At 34.5% G+C, this 16,281-nt stretch carries 14 protein-coding genes and 1 other annotated feature; of the genes, 4 read left to right on the top strand and 10 right to left on the bottom strand.

The window, feature by feature from the left end:
* Nucleotides 1-66: 66 nt before the first annotated feature.
* The 5 genes from NST98_RS03475 to NST98_RS03455 all read right to left on the bottom strand — a co-directional run bounded on the left by NST98_RS03475 (nt 67) and on the right by NST98_RS03455 (nt 4,854).
* Complete coding sequence (locus NST98_RS03475) at nt 67-399, bottom strand: YqzG/YhdC family protein (protein WP_340435030.1); 333 nt, start codon at nt 397-399, stop codon at nt 67-69.
* Between the two features lie 227 nt (nt 400-626).
* Complete coding sequence (gene argH / locus NST98_RS03470) at nt 627-2,000, bottom strand: argininosuccinate lyase (RefSeq protein WP_340714447.1); 1,374 nt, start codon at nt 1,998-2,000, stop codon at nt 627-629.
* Nucleotides 2,001-2,177: 177 nt separating this feature from the next.
* On the bottom strand, nt 2,178-3,386 hold the full coding sequence (locus NST98_RS03465; protein ID WP_096551041.1) for an argininosuccinate synthase: 1,209 nt from the start codon (nt 3,384-3,386) through the stop codon (nt 2,178-2,180).
* Nucleotides 3,387-3,554: 168 nt separating this feature from the next.
* Nucleotides 3,555-4,307, bottom strand: a complete 753-nt coding sequence (locus NST98_RS03460; protein ID WP_340714446.1) for an SDR family NAD(P)-dependent oxidoreductase — start codon at nt 4,305-4,307, stop codon at nt 3,555-3,557.
* A gap of 103 nt (nt 4,308-4,410) precedes the next feature.
* Nucleotides 4,411-4,854, bottom strand: a complete 444-nt coding sequence (locus NST98_RS03455; protein ID WP_340714445.1) for an RrF2 family transcriptional regulator — start codon at nt 4,852-4,854, stop codon at nt 4,411-4,413.
* A gap of 204 nt (nt 4,855-5,058) precedes the next feature.
* Here NST98_RS03455 and hmpA point away from each other — a divergent pair, with 204 nt between their 5' ends.
* Nucleotides 5,059-6,216: an NO-inducible flavohemoprotein gene (gene hmpA, locus NST98_RS03450; RefSeq protein WP_340714444.1), complete on the top strand. Its 1,158-nt coding sequence runs from the start codon at nt 5,059-5,061 to the stop codon at nt 6,214-6,216.
* A 370-nt stretch (nt 6,217-6,586) separates the two neighbouring features.
* Here the strand turns inward: hmpA and NST98_RS03445 are convergent, their stop codons facing one another.
* Nucleotides 6,587-7,525, bottom strand: coding sequence for an MBL fold metallo-hydrolase (locus NST98_RS03445; protein ID WP_340714443.1), 939 nt, complete (start codon nt 7,523-7,525; stop codon nt 6,587-6,589).
* A gap of 138 nt (nt 7,526-7,663) precedes the next feature.
* Nucleotides 7,664-7,874, top strand: a binding site (T-box leader).
* A gap of 64 nt (nt 7,875-7,938) precedes the next feature.
* Between NST98_RS03445 and proC the strand changes: the two genes are divergently transcribed.
* Nucleotides 7,939-8,745 carry a pyrroline-5-carboxylate reductase gene (proC, locus tag NST98_RS03440; protein ID WP_016837817.1) on the top strand — a complete coding sequence of 269 codons (807 nt, stop codon included), beginning with the start codon at nt 7,939-7,941 and terminating at the stop codon, nt 8,743-8,745.
* A gap of 459 nt (nt 8,746-9,204) precedes the next feature.
* Here the strand turns inward: proC and NST98_RS03435 are convergent, their stop codons facing one another.
* Complete coding sequence (locus NST98_RS03435) at nt 9,205-9,435, bottom strand: hypothetical protein (RefSeq protein ID WP_016837816.1); 231 nt, start codon at nt 9,433-9,435, stop codon at nt 9,205-9,207.
* A gap of 170 nt (nt 9,436-9,605) precedes the next feature.
* Here NST98_RS03435 and NST98_RS03430 point away from each other — a divergent pair, with 170 nt between their 5' ends.
* Nucleotides 9,606-11,039: a DDE-type integrase/transposase/recombinase gene (locus tag NST98_RS03430; RefSeq protein ID WP_340714442.1), complete on the top strand. Its 1,434-nt coding sequence runs from the start codon at nt 9,606-9,608 to the stop codon at nt 11,037-11,039.
* 305 nt (nt 11,040-11,344) lie between these two features.
* Here NST98_RS03430 and rnz read toward each other — a convergent pair whose 3' ends face one another.
* Both rnz and NST98_RS03420 read right to left on the bottom strand, forming a co-directional pair.
* Nucleotides 11,345-12,301, bottom strand: coding sequence for a ribonuclease Z (gene rnz, locus NST98_RS03425; RefSeq protein WP_340714441.1), 957 nt, complete (start codon nt 12,299-12,301; stop codon nt 11,345-11,347).
* Between the two features lie 18 nt (nt 12,302-12,319).
* The gene (locus NST98_RS03420; protein WP_340714440.1) at nt 12,320-13,552 is read right to left on the bottom strand and encodes a DNA polymerase IV; all 1,233 of its coding nucleotides are present in this window, start codon (nt 13,550-13,552) and stop codon (nt 12,320-12,322) included.
* 186 nt (nt 13,553-13,738) lie between these two features.
* On the opposite strand from NST98_RS03420, the gene NST98_RS03415 reads away from it, so the two are divergent.
* Nucleotides 13,739-14,287, top strand: coding sequence for a biotin transporter BioY (locus tag NST98_RS03415; protein ID WP_340714439.1), 549 nt, complete (start codon nt 13,739-13,741; stop codon nt 14,285-14,287).
* A 75-nt stretch (nt 14,288-14,362) separates the two neighbouring features.
* On the opposite strand, the gene NST98_RS03410 is transcribed toward NST98_RS03415, so the two are convergent.
* Nucleotides 14,363-16,156 carry an S-layer homology domain-containing protein gene (locus tag NST98_RS03410; RefSeq protein WP_340714438.1) on the bottom strand — a complete coding sequence of 598 codons (1,794 nt, stop codon included), beginning with the start codon at nt 16,154-16,156 and terminating at the stop codon, nt 14,363-14,365.
* Between the last annotated feature and the right edge of the window lie 125 nt (nt 16,157-16,281).

The following is a 16,281-nucleotide window of genomic DNA, read 5'->3' as shown; positions in this document are numbered from 1 at the left end:
TTCAACAGATTCAACAACATAACAAGGAGACTTATCCAATTCAATAAAAGAATTTTGCACCAATTCTTAACGATTAGTTTCCCTATAGAGAATATCGATGACCTCTTCCGTTTGATTATCGAAAATAATATCAACATAGACGCCAAATTCACGATTGCCTTCTCTTAACCAAAGTTTAAATTTTTCCGTAGTCGTCTTATCTCCAATTTCTCTTCCGATATGGAGATAATCAATAATATTTGCTTGTGCATATTTCTCTTTTACCTTCTCCATAACGATTCTTCCCCATTTTGCATAAGCAGGTGCAGTTTGTTGGGCATTGCTATCGGGAGAATCAGACATTATGTTGGCAACAAAGATTGTTGAAGCAATTAATACAAGAGAAATGACGATTCTCAATGTGGTAACCTCCTTTTCCTTATTGTTTTCTATTTTGAGGAAGCTATTCATTAACTGAAATGTCATAAAAAAGAGCCCACTGAAAAATCGTATTGAGACTCCCATTTACGGTGCTGATAGTGGAAAGTTGTTTCGATTATCCCAGGAGCAAATTTATAAGAAATTGTGATCATAAAAAGTGAGAGTGTATAGAAAATTTACGACCTTTCTATACACTCCCAAACAAATTAATTTAAACATGCTTTTGCTTTTTCGATTTGCACTCGAACTTGTTCAAAACCTGTCCCACCTTGAGAGAGACGACGAGAAACAGCCGCTTCAGGTTTAAGTACTTCATAAACATCTTCTTCAATCAGTTCACTTTCCGCCTTCATCTCATCTAAGGACAAGTCTTGTAAGAAAATACCTTTTTGAATACAAGTAAAAACTAACTTTCCAGTCACTTCATGTGCTTTACGGAACGGCATTCCTTTTGTAGCGAGATAGTCTGCAAGCTCTGTGGCATTGGAAAAATCGCTATGTACCGCTTTGTGCAATCGTTCCGTATTAACAGTCATTGTTCGAACCATTCCTTCAAAGATCTTTAATGATCCTAAAATTGTTTGAAGAGTATCGAACATTCCTTCTTTATCTTCTTGCATATCTTTGTTATATGTTAATGGTGTTCCCTTTAACACCGTAAGTAAACCGATTAAATTTCCATATACACGACCCGTTTTTCCACGGATTAATTCTGCCATATCTGGATTTTTCTTCTGTGGCATGATGGATGATCCAGTGGAAAAGGAATCATCTAATTCGATAAATTTAAATTCATCAGTAGACCATATAATGATTTCTTCTGCAAAACGGGAAAGATGAGTCATCAGTATAGATGAATTCGATAAAAATTCTACAATGAAGTCCCGATCACTTACCGCATCCATTGAATTTTCATAAATTCTACTAAAACCTAACAAATCTGCAGTCAATTGACGATTAATTGGAAATGTTGTGCCAGCCATTGCACCTGCCCCTAAAGGTGAAATATCGATACGCTTCATTGATTCTTTAAATCGTTCTTTATCACGCTCTAACATCCAAAAATACACCATTAAATGATGGGCGAAACTAATTGGTTGTGCTCTTTGCATATGCGTATAACCAGGAGCAATTGTATCGATATGCTGCTCTGCTTTTTGTAAAATTGTTTTTTGGAAAGTTTCAATTAATTCGATTACTTCTTTTACTCGTTTCTTTAAAAATAAATGAACGTCTGTCGCAACCTGGTCGTTGCGGCTTCGGCCAGTATGCAATTTCCCTCCAACAGGACCAATTAAATCAATCAACATTTTTTCAATGTTTAAATGGATATCTTCATTTTCAATTTTATATTCAAGCTCGCCATTTTCAGCACGCTTTTTTAATTCATTTAGTCCCCATTTAATTTTTTCCACATCTTCTTCCGGTAAAATACCTTGTACACCGAGCATTGTTACATGAGCAAGACTTCCTTCAATATCTTCCATCACTAATTGCTGATCGAAACCAATGGACGCTCCAAATTCATCAACCCAGCTTTCTGCTGATTTTTGGAAACGGCCTCCCCAAAGTTTTGTCATTTGTTCCACCTATCCTTACTAAAAATAATGTTACAATTCATGTGAAAAAGAATAGCGAAGTAGTCTTGGTATGCTTGAGAAACCACCATTCTCAAGCACTTATTTTAAGAACAAGCCTCATCTTCTCTAATCCTGTCTTAAAATAATCATACCTAGACCTCTTCGCACTCAACATAATTATTTACTGTTTACTTCTTTATTGTTCACTTGTGAAGCGACAACAGTTGGAAGACCCCAAAGTTCGATGAATCCAACTGCTGATGCATGATTAAATGCATCGTCTTTAGAGTAAGTAGCTAATTTTTCACTGTATAAAGAATTTGGAGATTTGCGTCCCTCAACAATTGCATGACCTTTAAATAATTTAACGCGAACTGTACCATTTACATATTTTTGCGTTTCTTTAATAAAGGCACAAAGTGCTTCACGAATTGGGTTAAACCATAAACCATCATAAATCACTTCAGAAAGTTTTTGTTCAATGATTGGTTTAAAGTGTGCCAATTCTTTTACTAATGTGATATCTTCTAATTCTTTATGAGCTGTTAAAAGAACTTTTGCACCTGGAATCTCATACACTTCACGAGATTTAATACCAACTAAACGGTTTTCAACATGATCAATGCGTCCAACACCATGTCGGCCAGCAATTTTATTTAACTCTAGAATTAAATCTGCCAATTTCATTTCTTGGCCATTTAATGCTACCGGTTTACCTTCAACAAATTCAATTTCTACATATTCTGGTGTATCTGGCGCATTTTCAATCGATACCGTTAAGCCATATGCTTCCTCTGGAGGAGCTACCCAAGGATCTTCCATAACTCCTGCTTCATTAGCACGTCCCCAAAGGTTTTGGTCAATGGAGAATGGCGAATCAATCGTTGCTGGTACTGGTACGTTATGTTTTATTGCATATTCGATTTCTTCATCACGGCTCCAAGCCCATTCACGCACCGGCGCCAACACTTCCAAATTCGGATTTAGTGCTTTAATCGATACTTCAAAACGAACTTGGTCGTTTCCTTTACCCGTACAGCCGTGAGCCACCGCATCTGCGTTTGTTTTGTTTGCAATCTCTACTAATTTTTTCGCAATTAATGGACGAGATAAAGCAGAGACTAATGGATATTTTTGCTCATACCAAGTATGTGCTTGTAGCGAAACAAGCGCATACTCCTCTGCAAATTCATCTTTTGCGTCAATAATATATGATTCAACAGCCCCAACTTGAAGAGCTTTCTTTTGTATAAATTCTAAATCTTTCCCTTCACCCACATCTAAACAAACAGCTACAACGTCGTAACCTTGTTCTTTTAACCAAGGAATCGCTACTGATGTATCAAGTCCACCTGAATAAGCTAAAACTACTTTTTTATTTGCCATATCAAATACTCCTTCGATAATGAATGTATTTTTATACAATTTTATAAAAGTTTATACATGAATGTTATCAAATTATAATTTTAAATACAAGTGTATTTTTATAAGTTTGTAGAACATTTTATTACTTATTATAATTGAATAGAATTTAAATTTTTGCAAGATTTAAAATTATTTTTTTGTAAAGAATTTCTTACCTAATGTTTCAACAATTGTAGGGGCGACTGCATATAGCTTACTTGTAATAATTAATATTCGAGGCAAATTGATTTCTCTTGATGGCCGATCAATTAATTTTACAACTTCTTTTGCTACTTTTTCAGGACGCAATAATACCCTTTTTAGAGAATTTCTATATGAAGTCGATGATGAAGAAGCTTTATCTAAAAATGGAGTATCAATTGGTCCAGGATAAACAGCCGATACTTGTACATTGAATGGAGCTAATTCCATTCTTACTCCATTTGCAAAGCCGGTGATAGCGTGTTTCGTTGCTGCATAAATACTCGCCTTTTTTGTTGCTACTTTCCCAGCTTGAGAGCCAATGAATATAAAGTGACCAGAACGTTTTTTTATCATATTTGGTGATAAAATTTTTACGAAATACATTGGAGCTCTTACATTAATGTCTATCATTGCATCAATTTCTTTTTCTGAAAGATCAAAGGCATAGTGGAAAAATCCAACTCCTGCATTGATAATGGCGACATCGATATCAGGAAGTTTGCTGCATATTCGATGAATATCTTCTTTATTGCTTAAATCCCCTTTTATCACTTTTGCACCAAGTTTTAAAAGATGATTAAGCGCTTCCTCATTTCTGCCTGTTGCATATACTTCGTGTCCCCTCTTCAAGCATAATTCTGCAATCATTTTCCCTAATCCACTTGTTGCACCAGTAATAAAAATTTTTTTATTCTTCATAATCGGTATATTCCTTTCTTATTTGTTCAATTTTTTTATGATGGTATTCTATTCATGATTAATAGCAAAACAAAAAGGGATATCCAATAATGGACAATCCCTATTAATCAAGCTTCATTTGAAGTAAATTTGATAATTCTTCTTTCGAATGTAGAAAATCTGCTAATGTGTATCGATCCAACACATTTAAAAAAGCTTGCAAGGCTTCATACAGAACATGTTTTAATTGGCAAGAAGGAGAGATGATACAAAGAGGATTCTCACGATTAAAACAATCAACTATATGAAAATCTTCTTCTGTATGTCTTACAAGTTTTCCGATATTAATATCTTTCGGAGCAACTTTTAAGCGAATTCCTCCACCCCGACCGCGAATTGTTTCGATTAAACCTAATTGGCCTAAATCATAAGTCACTTTCATTAAATGGTTTTTCGAAATATTATAACGATCCGCTATCTCTTGAATGGTGGATAGTTGGTCGTCCCCTTTTAGACCTAAATATATTAAAACCCTTAAGGAATAATCAGTATATAAAGTTAACCTCAAAATTATACACCACGCTTTTTCCATTTATAATTCGCATAACATTATACCATTTTTCAATAAATTAGGTTGTTTGAAACACAAAAAATTCGTTTTTAAAGATGTATTTAATATACATCAATTGTGACAAAAATGTTAAAGATGTATCTGAAATATTGCTTAATATTTTTATAATGTTTATAGTGTTTTTTGAAAGGACGTGAAAGTATGTTATCACAAAAAACTATCGACATCGTTAAAGCAACAGTACCAGTTCTTGAGAAGCATGGGGTGGATATCACGAAGCATTTCTATAAAAGAATGCTTACAAACCATCCTGAATTAAAAAATCTATTTAACCAAACAAATCAAAGAGAAGGAAGACAACCACAAGCCCTTGCAGCGTCTGTATATGCAGCAGCCGCTAACATTGATAATTTAGAATCCATTTTACCGGTAGTGCATTTAATTGCGCATAAACATCGAGCACTTGGTATCTTACCTGAACACTATCCAATCGTAGGAGAAAATTTACTAGCTGCCATTAAAGAAGTATTAGGTGATGCAGCAACGGATGAGATTATTGAAGCTTGGGCAGATGCTTACGGCGTAATTGCAAATGTCTTCATTCAAGTGGAAGAAGAGCTTTATCAACAAGCTGAAGCGAATGGAGGATGGCGTTTATTTAAACCATTTAAGGTAGTAAGAAAAGAACAAGAAAATGAACTTGTTACTTCCTTCTATTTAGAGCCGGAAGATGGGAAAGCGCTTCCACCTTATCAACCAGGTCAATATATTACAGTAAAAGTAAAAGCACCTGAAGAAGAGTATACGGCTCTACGCCATTACACTGTATCACAAGCACCGAATGGAAATGTTTATCGTATTTCAGTAAAACGAGAAGCGGAAAATAATCCAAAGGGTGTTGTATCAAATTACTTACATGATTATGTTGAAGAAGGAAGCACAATACAAATCAGTGCACCTGCAGGTTTATTTACTCTACAACAAAACGATAACCCTGTATTATTTATAGGTGGTGGAATTGGCGTCACTCCACTTTATGCAATGCTTGATTCAATGGAGTTCGGCCGTAACGTAACATTTGTACAATCTGTTCGTAATGAAAAATTAGCTGTATTCCAAGACCAAATTCAAAAGAAAATTAATGAATTAAATGGTTCATACTTTGTGAAATATTCTGATACAGAAGGATACATTACAAAAGAAGATTTATCAAAATACATTCAAGAAAACACAGAAGTTTATATATGTGGACCTGAAGCATTTATGGAAACTGTAATTTCATACGTAAGAGAACTTGGTGTTTCTGAAGATCGTATTCACTTTGAATTCTTCGGACCAGGGCTTTCATTCAAAGCTTAATATTAAATCATTTTCCACCAAATCAAACCGAATTCATCTCAAAGAATAAATTCGTGGGTGTCTAGAAAGTTGAAAACGTTCTGACACCCTCATTTGTTTTTATTAAAATATTTTTCAATCTTTGCTTCTGTGAGTACAAATATACTTGCCATAAAGAGACCGTTTGAAAATGACTTTTCAAACGGCCCCTTCCATATCACATCATATTTCTTGTTTACTAACCTTTTCAGTATTCATTCAAGAATCGACTAGTATGTAAAACCAATCATGTTAACTTCAACTACTTTATAGAATAATAAATATGATTTAACCCTAGTAATCTTATCATTATTCTAGGTCTGAATAACAATTTTTCATGCAACATCTTTTGTTATAGCCTTGAATACAACTCATATTCTCCTACTTGCTCACATCGAATACGCTCATTTTTAACTAAAAGATCTAAATAACCTTGCGTTTTTGATAAAGTTAGCCCAAGTTGATAATCGTTAGCATTCGGGTATAATTCTTTCGTTACTTCATAAACAGTTTTTGGTTCATGTAAAATTTCATAAACTTGATTTGTTCGAAGCAAGTCTTTTTGGATTCTCACATCGACTAATTCTTTAACATCAACAATGTCATTACCGTGACCGGAATATAATTTAGTTATATCTAAAGAAGTTAAAAATTTTAATGATTCATGATACTGAATAAGTGATTTTGGTCTATCAAAAGATAAATCCACCGGTGGTTCAATAAGTGGGTTGGATGCGATTTTCTCTAATAACAAATCCCCACCTATGACTTCTTTTGATTTTTGATTATAAAAAATAAAATGGCTTTGAGCATGGCCAGGAGTATAATAAGCAATTAAACCTGGATGTCCTGGTATTTCATCTCGATCTTTTATAAATTGAGTTAATGGCGTGTTCCCATATAAATCCATTCTTCTTCGGATTTGAATGATTTTTTGAATATATTCTTCTGGAACTGCTTGCTTTTTTAAATGCAATTCATAAAAGTCATCGCGATATGATAATAATTCCTCTTTATTCATCCAATAATCGATATATTCATGCCCTAGTATTCTCGCATTTGGAAATGCCTCAATCCATCCAGCATGATCAGGATGGTGGTGAGTCAAAATCACTTGTTCAATATCACTTAATTGATATCCTGCATTTTTTATTCCATGAACGAGCGCTTCGTACGCAGTTGGTGTTTTCGTACCAACATCAAAAATAGAAAGCGCCTCACCTTTTACTAAAAAAGCATTGACATCTCCAACATCATAGGGAGTAGGTATGATAATTTTTGTTATTTCCATGTCTGTTCCCCCTTGTTTCTCTATCTCTCTGAATGAATACTAATTCATTTTATTTTACTTCTTTTTTTTTAATTAGTCCACGTCACTTAGTTGACATATTTTATCGAAATGCATATAATTTCTGTAATAATTGAACAAAGTATTGCGATGATGAAGCCAAGTAAATGAATTGATGACTTCAGAGAGTGCTGCATTTGGTGAGAGTAGCATAGTCCTCTCAATTCATTGAACCTACTTCTGAGCAGTCATGAAAACATGACCGTTTCCCTTAGCGATAATAAGGGCTAGAGGTGTGCTATTTTTAGCAAACGAAGGTGGTACCGCGGAAACATGCGTTTTCGTCCTTTTTAATGAAGGATGAAAACGCATTTTTTATTGTTCATTATGGATAAAATATATCGGAGGGAAAAGGAATGCAAAAAATTGTATTTATGGGTGCAGGATCAATGGCAGAAGCATTAATTCATGGGTGGATCAAAAATGAAGTTGTTCCTGCTAACCAAATTTATGTAAAAAATCGTTCTAACGTTGAAAGATTACACGAATTAAGAAATATATATGGAGTTCACATTATTGAACAATTAGAAGAAATTAAAGATGCCGATTTAGTTATTTTAGCGATGAAGCCCAAAGATGCAAGAGTTGCTTTTGAATCGATTGCTCCTTATCTTTCCGAAAATACTGCAATCCTTTCTGTTCTTGCTGGAATTGCAATTGAAACAATTGAGAAAGCTCTAGGGGTTCGACCAATTGCAAGGGTCATGCCCAATACTTCAGCAGCAATCGGTATGGCAGCCAGTGGGATTGCATTTAATGAATATGTAACAGATTCACAAAAGTCTATTTATCTACAATTGTTAGAAGCAATTGGCATTGTCATTGAAGTGGAAGAAGATAAACTTCATGCTATCACGGCTCTTTCGGGAAGTGGCCCTGCTTATCTATATTATTTACTAGAAGCGTGGGAAAAAATTGGAGTAGAATTTGGCTTATCAAAAGAAACGGTTAGAAAATTAATGGTTCAAACGATTGCTGGTTCAGCAATGATGCTTCAAAAAGTTAAAGAAGAACCTGAAGTTCTTCGCAGAAAAGTGACAAGTCCTGGTGGAACAACTGAAGCTGGAATAAAAGCATTGGAAAACTTCCGATTTAACGAAGCCATTTATGCTTGTATTAAAAGTGCCGAAGCAAGATCTCGAGAACTCGCAAGGGGTGAGTAATTTTTGTACTATTCTTTCTTGGGAAAATATCAAAAATCCCTTGACGAGAAAAGAGATCTCCGTCATTTCCTATTTATATGAAATATATAATTAGTTGACTTTACAGTTAATATTGAAATTTTAAATGCTCCGATTACGGAGCATTTTATAATATTTAAAGAATATCAACCTTTTATCAATTATTTCCTAGGAAATGTATTTTTTTGCTATTCTATGTTGTCGAAATATATATTTTTGACTATTTACTTCGAAATATGTAAGGTTCCAAAAAGAATTTAGACATTTAAACTTGGGTTTTATCACCTACTAAAGTGCATTTTACCATGAAATTGCGAGTATGCTACTTAAGACTATTGACAAGGATTAGTACGAAATTTTGGAGTAGTAACAGAGCAGAATTCTACATTAAAAAAATTTGGCTACCAAGAAAGAATTTTTCTTTCTAGATAGCCAAGTTTCTTATAACGCACCGCTTTTAATACGTTTTATAATCGAATAAGATGTATACATTGTAATAGGTAAAAAAATCGCTAATAGAATAATCCAAAAAGATAAAGCCTCAGCTGCTTTTAATTCTTCAAAGTTTGTAATGACAAAAAATATGATTCCAATCATTAAGCACCAAGCTAATAAGTTAGGAAAGACAACAAATAAACGCAGTAACCCCGGATTTATTTTTGGTTGATTCATACTCTCCCCTCCCAACAACATCACGTATTGTCAAAACTTTATATAGAAATAGGTTATAGAATCCTATATTAGAGGGCTTTATAAGCAAAAAACTTGCCACCCCCTAAATTCTAGGGTATTAGTGAGGTAACCACACCAACACAAAATCCCTAGAAAGGAGAAGTGGCAAGTTGTTACCTCAAATTATAACCTATTTACTTACTTTTATAAACTTTCAAGAACAAATTATTCGAACTCTACTTACCCTACTAATTGGAAGAAGCATGTTCGATAAACCCAAAGAAGCTCCTGTTAATCAGCCTTATCGAAAGCTTCAAATTGATGATTTACCTATCATTGAAAAGGTAGAAAAGCTCGATTATCAGCTTTTATTAACGGAATATCTTCAATCCAAAGGAAAACCGTTAAAACCAGTACGCCGTCGAGCCAATTCTACGCCCGTACCGTCTACCTTATGTTGTCCGAAGTGTGGTGCTCCTTCTGCGTATTTGTACGCAAATAACGGAGGAAAAGGACAATATCAGTGTAAGGTGTGTGCGTGTGTTTTCAATAAAAAAAGTCGTTATCAGAAAGAGGCCATTCTTAAGTGTCCTCACTGCCTTAAAACGCTTGAAAAAATTAAAGAACGAAAAGATTTTCACGTGTTTAAGTGCAAAAATGATATGTGTACCTATTATCAAAAAAACTTGAGCGCCATGACTAAAAAAGAGAAAAAACAGTTTAAAGAAGATCCACAATCGCTGAAAGTTCGCTACATTTACCGGAAGTTCCACATCGACTATCAACCGTTATCCAAACAATCACCAAAGCAGCCAAAAGTCGATTTATCAAGATTGTATGTTTCACCGCATACACTTGGGCTCATCTTGACGTACCATGTCAATTACGGATTATCGGCCCGTAAAACGGCAGCGATCATGAAGGATATTCACGGCGTGTCTGTCTCCCATCAAAGTATCCTAAACTACGAAAACAGCGTCGCATTATGGCTCAAGCCTTATATTGACTACTTTCCGTATGAGCTGTCGGATCAATTCTGTGGGGATGAAACGTACATCCGGGTCAACGGTCGTTGGCATTATCTGTTTTTCTTTTTTGATGCGGTCAAGAAAGTCATTCTTTCGTATCCAGTGTCACCAAATCGCGACACCGCAACAGCAATACGAGCGATTGATGAAGTACTAGTGAAGCTGAAAGAAATACCCGAAAACCTACAATTTGTAGTAGATGGTAACCCTATTTACTTGTTGGCACAGCATTTCTTCGCAGAAAACCACATATCGTTTGACGTAAAACAGGTCATCGGGCTAACAAATGAAGATGATGTCTCCAGAGAGTATCGACCTCTCAAGCAAATCATCGAGAGACTAAATCGCACGTTTAAAGGAAATTATCGATCGACACACGGCTTTGGTTCTGAACAAGGTTCTGTTTCTTTTGTGACATTGTTTGTGGCTTACTTTAACTTCTTGCGCCCACATTCTTCACTTGAAGGTAAAGTGCCAGTAACAATTCCAGAATTAGAAAAGCTACCAACCATGCCAGCGAGATGGACAGCCCTTATTGGGTTAGCTCAAGACTGGATTCAACAACAGTCAGCCTAACTTTTGTTTAGCTGAGCCCTATTCAGCTATCGGCGAAGCGAACTCTTGACAAACCGAACTTACCAATGGTTTAAAATGGAAAAAGTCAAGGGTTTATTTAGCATGCCTTCTTTTGTTCCCTTCGCCCTTGATTGACCTCTGAATAAACCATTGGTGTGTTTGTCAAGAGCGATAGCGTGGCATTTCCACCCAATAAATGGTAGGTAGTATGAACCGTGCTAGTTTTTCATAGAACTTTTGACACTACCCAACATCATACAATAATTATCCTCAATCATTCTATTATTTTCTGAAATTTTAGGTGATTATTTATCTTCATTTCCTTCTGTTAACCTTCCATTTTTCCAATGAAAAAGAGAAAAATCATTTGCTACAAATACGTTAGGGAAAATATTTTTTGATTCTTTTATAATCTTATCTAAATCATGTGGTAAAAATCTTGCGCTGATATGGTTTAAAATTAGATACTTTGCAGCAGCCTCTTTTGCAATATTCGCAGCATCCACATTCGTCGAATGCCCATAATCTGCTGCAAGTTTTTTCGTAGAATAATCGAAAGTCGCTTCATGTATCACGATATCCGCATCTTTGCTTAATTCAATCGATTGATGACAATATTTCGTATCACCTAAGACTGTCACAACAAAGCCTTTTTTGGGTGGTGCAGTTACGTCTTTACTATAAACAATCGTTCCATCTTCTAATGTGACATCTTCCCCACTTTTCAATTTTCCAAGCATCGGACCTTTTGGAACGCCAAGTTTTAATGCCTTTTCAACTAATAGCTCACCAGGTAGCGGTTTTTGTTCAACACGAAAACCATAGCATGGTATGACATGCTCAAGTTGTTTTGCAGTCACAATAAATTGATCATCTTCAAATATTATCCCTTCATGAATTTCTACAAAATGTAAAGGATAGTTTAAATGCGTTTTTGTTAGTTGCAACGTGAATATAACCCAATCTTTTAATCCACAGGGTCCGTAAAGGGTCAACGGTGAAGTTTCCTCTCCTCCTAGAAAGGAACGGGAACTAAGAAAACCTGGTAAACCAAAAATATGATCTCCATGTAAATGGGTAATAAAAATTTTTTCAACTTTCCTTGGTTTAATAGTTGTATGTAAAATTTGATGTTGCGTTGCTTCTCCACAATCAAACAACCAAATCGTTCCTCTTTCTTCAAATAATTTTAATACAAGAGAACTTGTGTTTCGCTCTTTTGAAGGCATTCCCGCCCCTGTACCTAAAAACTGTAATTCCATGTTGAATCTCCATTCCTACTATTTATCGATCAAATCTTCAAAGAAATCTTTGCTAAAACTTGTTTTGGATGCATAACTTTTTTTCTTGACATCAATCCCTTTTCGTACAATTCCTTTTCCGAACTTCTTTTCCATTGAATGAATGATTTCATAAATAGGCTCTTCTTTTACAAATTGTTCAAAATTAAAAATGGACAGTTGTTCAGCAAAATGTTTTTTATCGATTACGTTAGACACAGTCACTCCAAGAAGGCGGATTGGTGTACCATCCCATGCTTTCGAGAATAATTCCATTGCTTCGCGGAAAATATCTTTTTCTAAATAAATTGGATTTTGTACAGTTTTACTTTTCGATTGATTTTTCCAATGGCAGTCCCGAATTTGAATCGTAATAGTGGAACCGCATAACTTTTTTGCTTCCAATCTTTCTGCAACTTTTTCAGATAGTTTAAGAAAAGTTGTTTCGATATCTTTCATTTCGATGATGTCATATGGTAGTGTAGTGGAATTTCCAACGCTTTTTGTATCATAAATTGCATTTGGATCCACTTCCCTTGTGTCAATCCCATTTGCTCTTCTTATTAGTCTAACTCCATTTTTACCCAATTTTTGTTTTAGTAACCTCTCATCGGCATTTGCTAAGTCTCCAATTGTATTAATATTGAGTGTTTGGAGTTTTTTAGCGGTACTCTCCCCTACCCCATGCATTTTTAATACGGGTAAAGGCCACAATTTTTCTCGTACTTCTCTTTTTCTTAATACCGTAATGCCCATGGGTTTTTTCATGTCTGAAGCTGTTTTTGCTAAGAATTTATTTGGCGCTATGCCGATGGAACATGGCAAATCTAACTCATTGAAAATTCGAAGTTGAATCTCTTTTGCGAGTTCTAATGGATGCCGTTCCTTCGAAACTTCTGTTACATCCATATATCCTTCATCAATTGAAACCGGTTCAACAAGATTTGTATAACTTTTTAAAATCGTAAATATTGCTTTGGAGGCTTCACGATATTTTGGAAAATCTGGAGGTAAGATGATTAGCTCTGGACAAGTTTTTAATGCTTCAGCTACATTCATCGTCGTATAAATCCCCTTTGCTCTCGCTTCATAGGAACTAGTTACAATAATGCCTCGCCGTTCTTTCGGATTGCCAGCGATGGCAATGGGTTTTCCTTTCAGTTCAGGATGATAGGCTTGTTCAACTGAAGCATAAAAGCTATTCATATCAACATGAAAAATCACTCTTGCCAAATTATCTCACCTCCAAAGATATTCCTTTCTGCAATATTTTATCATAAACTATTCCATTCCTCTTTTTCTTATATTTCACTTTAAATTATTATTTTCATAGATAAATTCGTATTGACTTTTGTAATAATGTTGGTTATTCTTTTTGTAAACCAATTATATAAACAGGTTAACAAAGGGGAGAAGACGGTGACTTCAACAAAAACTTATGGACTTGTATTAACAGCTTTTGGCGCAGCAATCATTGCTGTATTAGCTCAAATTACAATCCCACTTCCTTTAGTTCCAATTACTGGTCAAACTTTAGCAATCGGGCTTATTGTGACAATATTAGGATTAAAATATGGTACCCTTAGCGTACTTGTTTATTGTTTACTAGGCGCTATCGGTTTACCAGTATTTACAGGAATGTCTGGTGGGTTGTCAATACTCGTTGGACCTACAGGTGGCTATATTATTGGCTTTATTCCAACTGCTTTATTCATGGGATGGTATTTAAATAAATTCGGATATACTTATATCCATGGCTTGATTGCAAACGTTTCGGGAATGATGATCACACTTGCCTTTGGTACCATTTGGTTAAAGTTCGTTGCCGATATGTCATTACAGGCGGCATTCATGGCAGGAGCAGCGCCTTTTATACTGTTAGAAATGATGAAGGGTGTCATTGCTGCTTGGGTAGGAATTCTCGTTAGACATCGCTTATTGAACGCAAATTTATTAAAATTAGTTTAATTTGGTTTTGACCTTTTAAAGATACCCCTTCAAAATGTGAAAAACGAATGGCCATTATTGACCATTCGTTTTTTATTATTGTAATTCTTTTGATGATTTAAAAAGATCATTTCCTTTTTTAATTAAATCTTTTAACTCGTCTTCGTATTTTTGTAAGCTCTTTAGTCCAGAATCTCGATAATTTTTCAGCACTTTTTCCGCGTCTTCAATAGCATCGGATACATTTCCACGAGCTTTAGTAACGCCTTTTTTATCCTTAACTGCCCTTTCCAATTCTTTAATTGCATCCTCTAATTCATCAATTGCATCTTTTAATTCAGCTTTAAAATAATCTTCACGGTTATCTTCTTTTTTATCAATTTCCTTTTCAATGTCATTGGAAAGACTTCTTGCCGTTTTGATTAAATCCTTTAATTCATTTTCTAAAGTTTTTAAGTCCACTCCAGCATCTTTCATAGAATCGTAAGCATCTTCTGCTTTCATGATTGCTTCATTTAAATCTATCAGTTTGCTTTTCAACTCGTTTAACGAAACGTTAGATTTCAATACTTTTTTTCCTTTATCAATTACTTTTTCCAAATCTTTTTTTGTCTTTTTTCCCAATTCTTCGTAATAGTCTTTATCAAAAGTCTTTGCATATGCAGAGGCGTGGTCCCTTTTAGCTCTATTTATATCATATGCAAAAGAAATAATTGTTTGATCTAATTCTTTTTGATATTTTTCTTTAGCAGTCTGTAATATCTTTTCTGCATTATTCATTATCGAATCTAGATTTTTCAAAGCCTGTGATAATTTATTTTTTTGTATTTCATACTCTTCAATTAAATCTTCAAGTTCTTCTAATTCATCTTCAAGTTCATCAATTTTTCTCTCGATATCTCTAATTTTCTGTTTGTCTACTTCTTTTCGTTTTTCTTCTTTCTCTTTTTCTGATTTCTTTTTATCTATTTGCTTTTTTAAATATTGAATTTCTTCTTCAATTTCCTTAATATCTCCTATATCTTTTTTTACATCATTGAGTTTTTCCAGTTGTTTTTCTACTTCTTTTCTCGCATCTCTTAAATCGGTAATGTGAAACTCAATCTCTTTTTTCAATACTTCTAGTTGTATATAATCGTCTACTTGCTCATTACCACCTTGATCTCCATTTTCCTGATTGTTTCCATTGTCATTATTATTTTCTTTATTGTTTTCATTTGAGTCTTCGTTATCGTCCCAACCTTTTAATGTGTCCCAATAATCTTCTTTGTCATCAGAACGTTTTAAATCGATTGTACGAGCAATAAATGTGATTAGATGAGCACGACCTACTCCATCATTCGGTTTAAATAAACCTTCATTAACTGTAATTCCTAATGATCCGATTGTTCCAATGTAAGAATAGTTTTCATCATTTTCTGGAACATCAGAAAATCGTTTTAATGTTGGAGCTTCCAATTCATAAGCTTTTACTAAAATTTTTGCCATTTCAGCACGAGTGATTTCCTCACCAGGTTTAAAATATTTCCCTTTATCAAATACACCGAGCTCAGTCAATTTTGCTATTGCTCCATAGTGAGGATTAGGAACATCCCCATATTGCTTTGGTACGTCTTTAAATCCAGGGTCTTTTACATTTTCCAAATCAAGCCCCATCGTTCTCGCAACGAAAGAAGCTGCTTGTGCACGATTCACATTTTGATATGGTCTGAATGTGTTGTCATCAAAACCTTTAACATAATCAAACTTTAAAAATTTTTTCAGTGGCTCAATATAGAAATCATCTGCTTTAATATCCTTAAATGGAAGTTCATTAGCACTGGCGGACATAGCACCAGCAGCGATTAAACAGGCGGCAATGGATGCGGCAATTTTTTTCTTAAATTTCATTTATATTACCCCTTTTCATTTATGTATTGATACATTTTCATCGATATCTTCTATATTATTTAAACGTATAGTAGAAGAAAAAGTTACAAAAATGTGTATAATTGTGAGTTTTTACCTATACACTT

Source organism: Ureibacillus sp. FSL W8-0352, from assembly GCF_038004345.1.
In the GTDB taxonomy this organism is placed as follows: Bacteria; Bacillota; Bacilli; order Bacillales_A; family Planococcaceae; genus Ureibacillus; species Ureibacillus thermosphaericus.
This window is presented reverse-complemented; position numbering and strand designations above follow the sequence as displayed.

Bases quoted from the DNA above. Each gene is read 5' to 3' on its own strand.
- argH (WP_340714447.1), bottom strand. From the start codon at position 2,000: ATGACAAAACTTTGGGGAGGCCGTTTCCAAAAATCAGCAGAAAGCTGG.
- NST98_RS03465 (WP_096551041.1), bottom strand. From the start codon at position 3,386: ATGGCAAATAAAAAAGTAGTTTTAGCTTATTCAGGTGGACTTGATACA.
- NST98_RS03460 (WP_340714446.1), bottom strand. From the start codon at position 4,307: ATGAAGAATAAAAAAATTTTTATTACTGGTGCAACAAGTGGATTAGGG.
- hmpA (WP_340714444.1), top strand. From the start codon at position 5,059: ATGTTATCACAAAAAACTATCGACATCGTTAAAGCAACAGTACCAGTT.
- NST98_RS03445 (WP_340714443.1), bottom strand. From the start codon at position 7,525: ATGGAAATAACAAAAATTATCATACCTACTCCCTATGATGTTGGAGAT.
- proC (WP_016837817.1), top strand. From the start codon at position 7,939: ATGCAAAAAATTGTATTTATGGGTGCAGGATCAATGGCAGAAGCATTA.
- NST98_RS03435 (WP_016837816.1), bottom strand. From the start codon at position 9,435: ATGAATCAACCAAAAATAAATCCGGGGTTACTGCGTTTATTTGTTGTC.
- rnz (WP_340714441.1), bottom strand. From the start codon at position 12,301: ATGGAATTACAGTTTTTAGGTACAGGGGCGGGAATGCCTTCAAAAGAG.
- NST98_RS03410 (WP_340714438.1), bottom strand. From the start codon at position 16,156: ATGAAATTTAAGAAAAAAATTGCCGCATCCATTGCCGCCTGTTTAATC.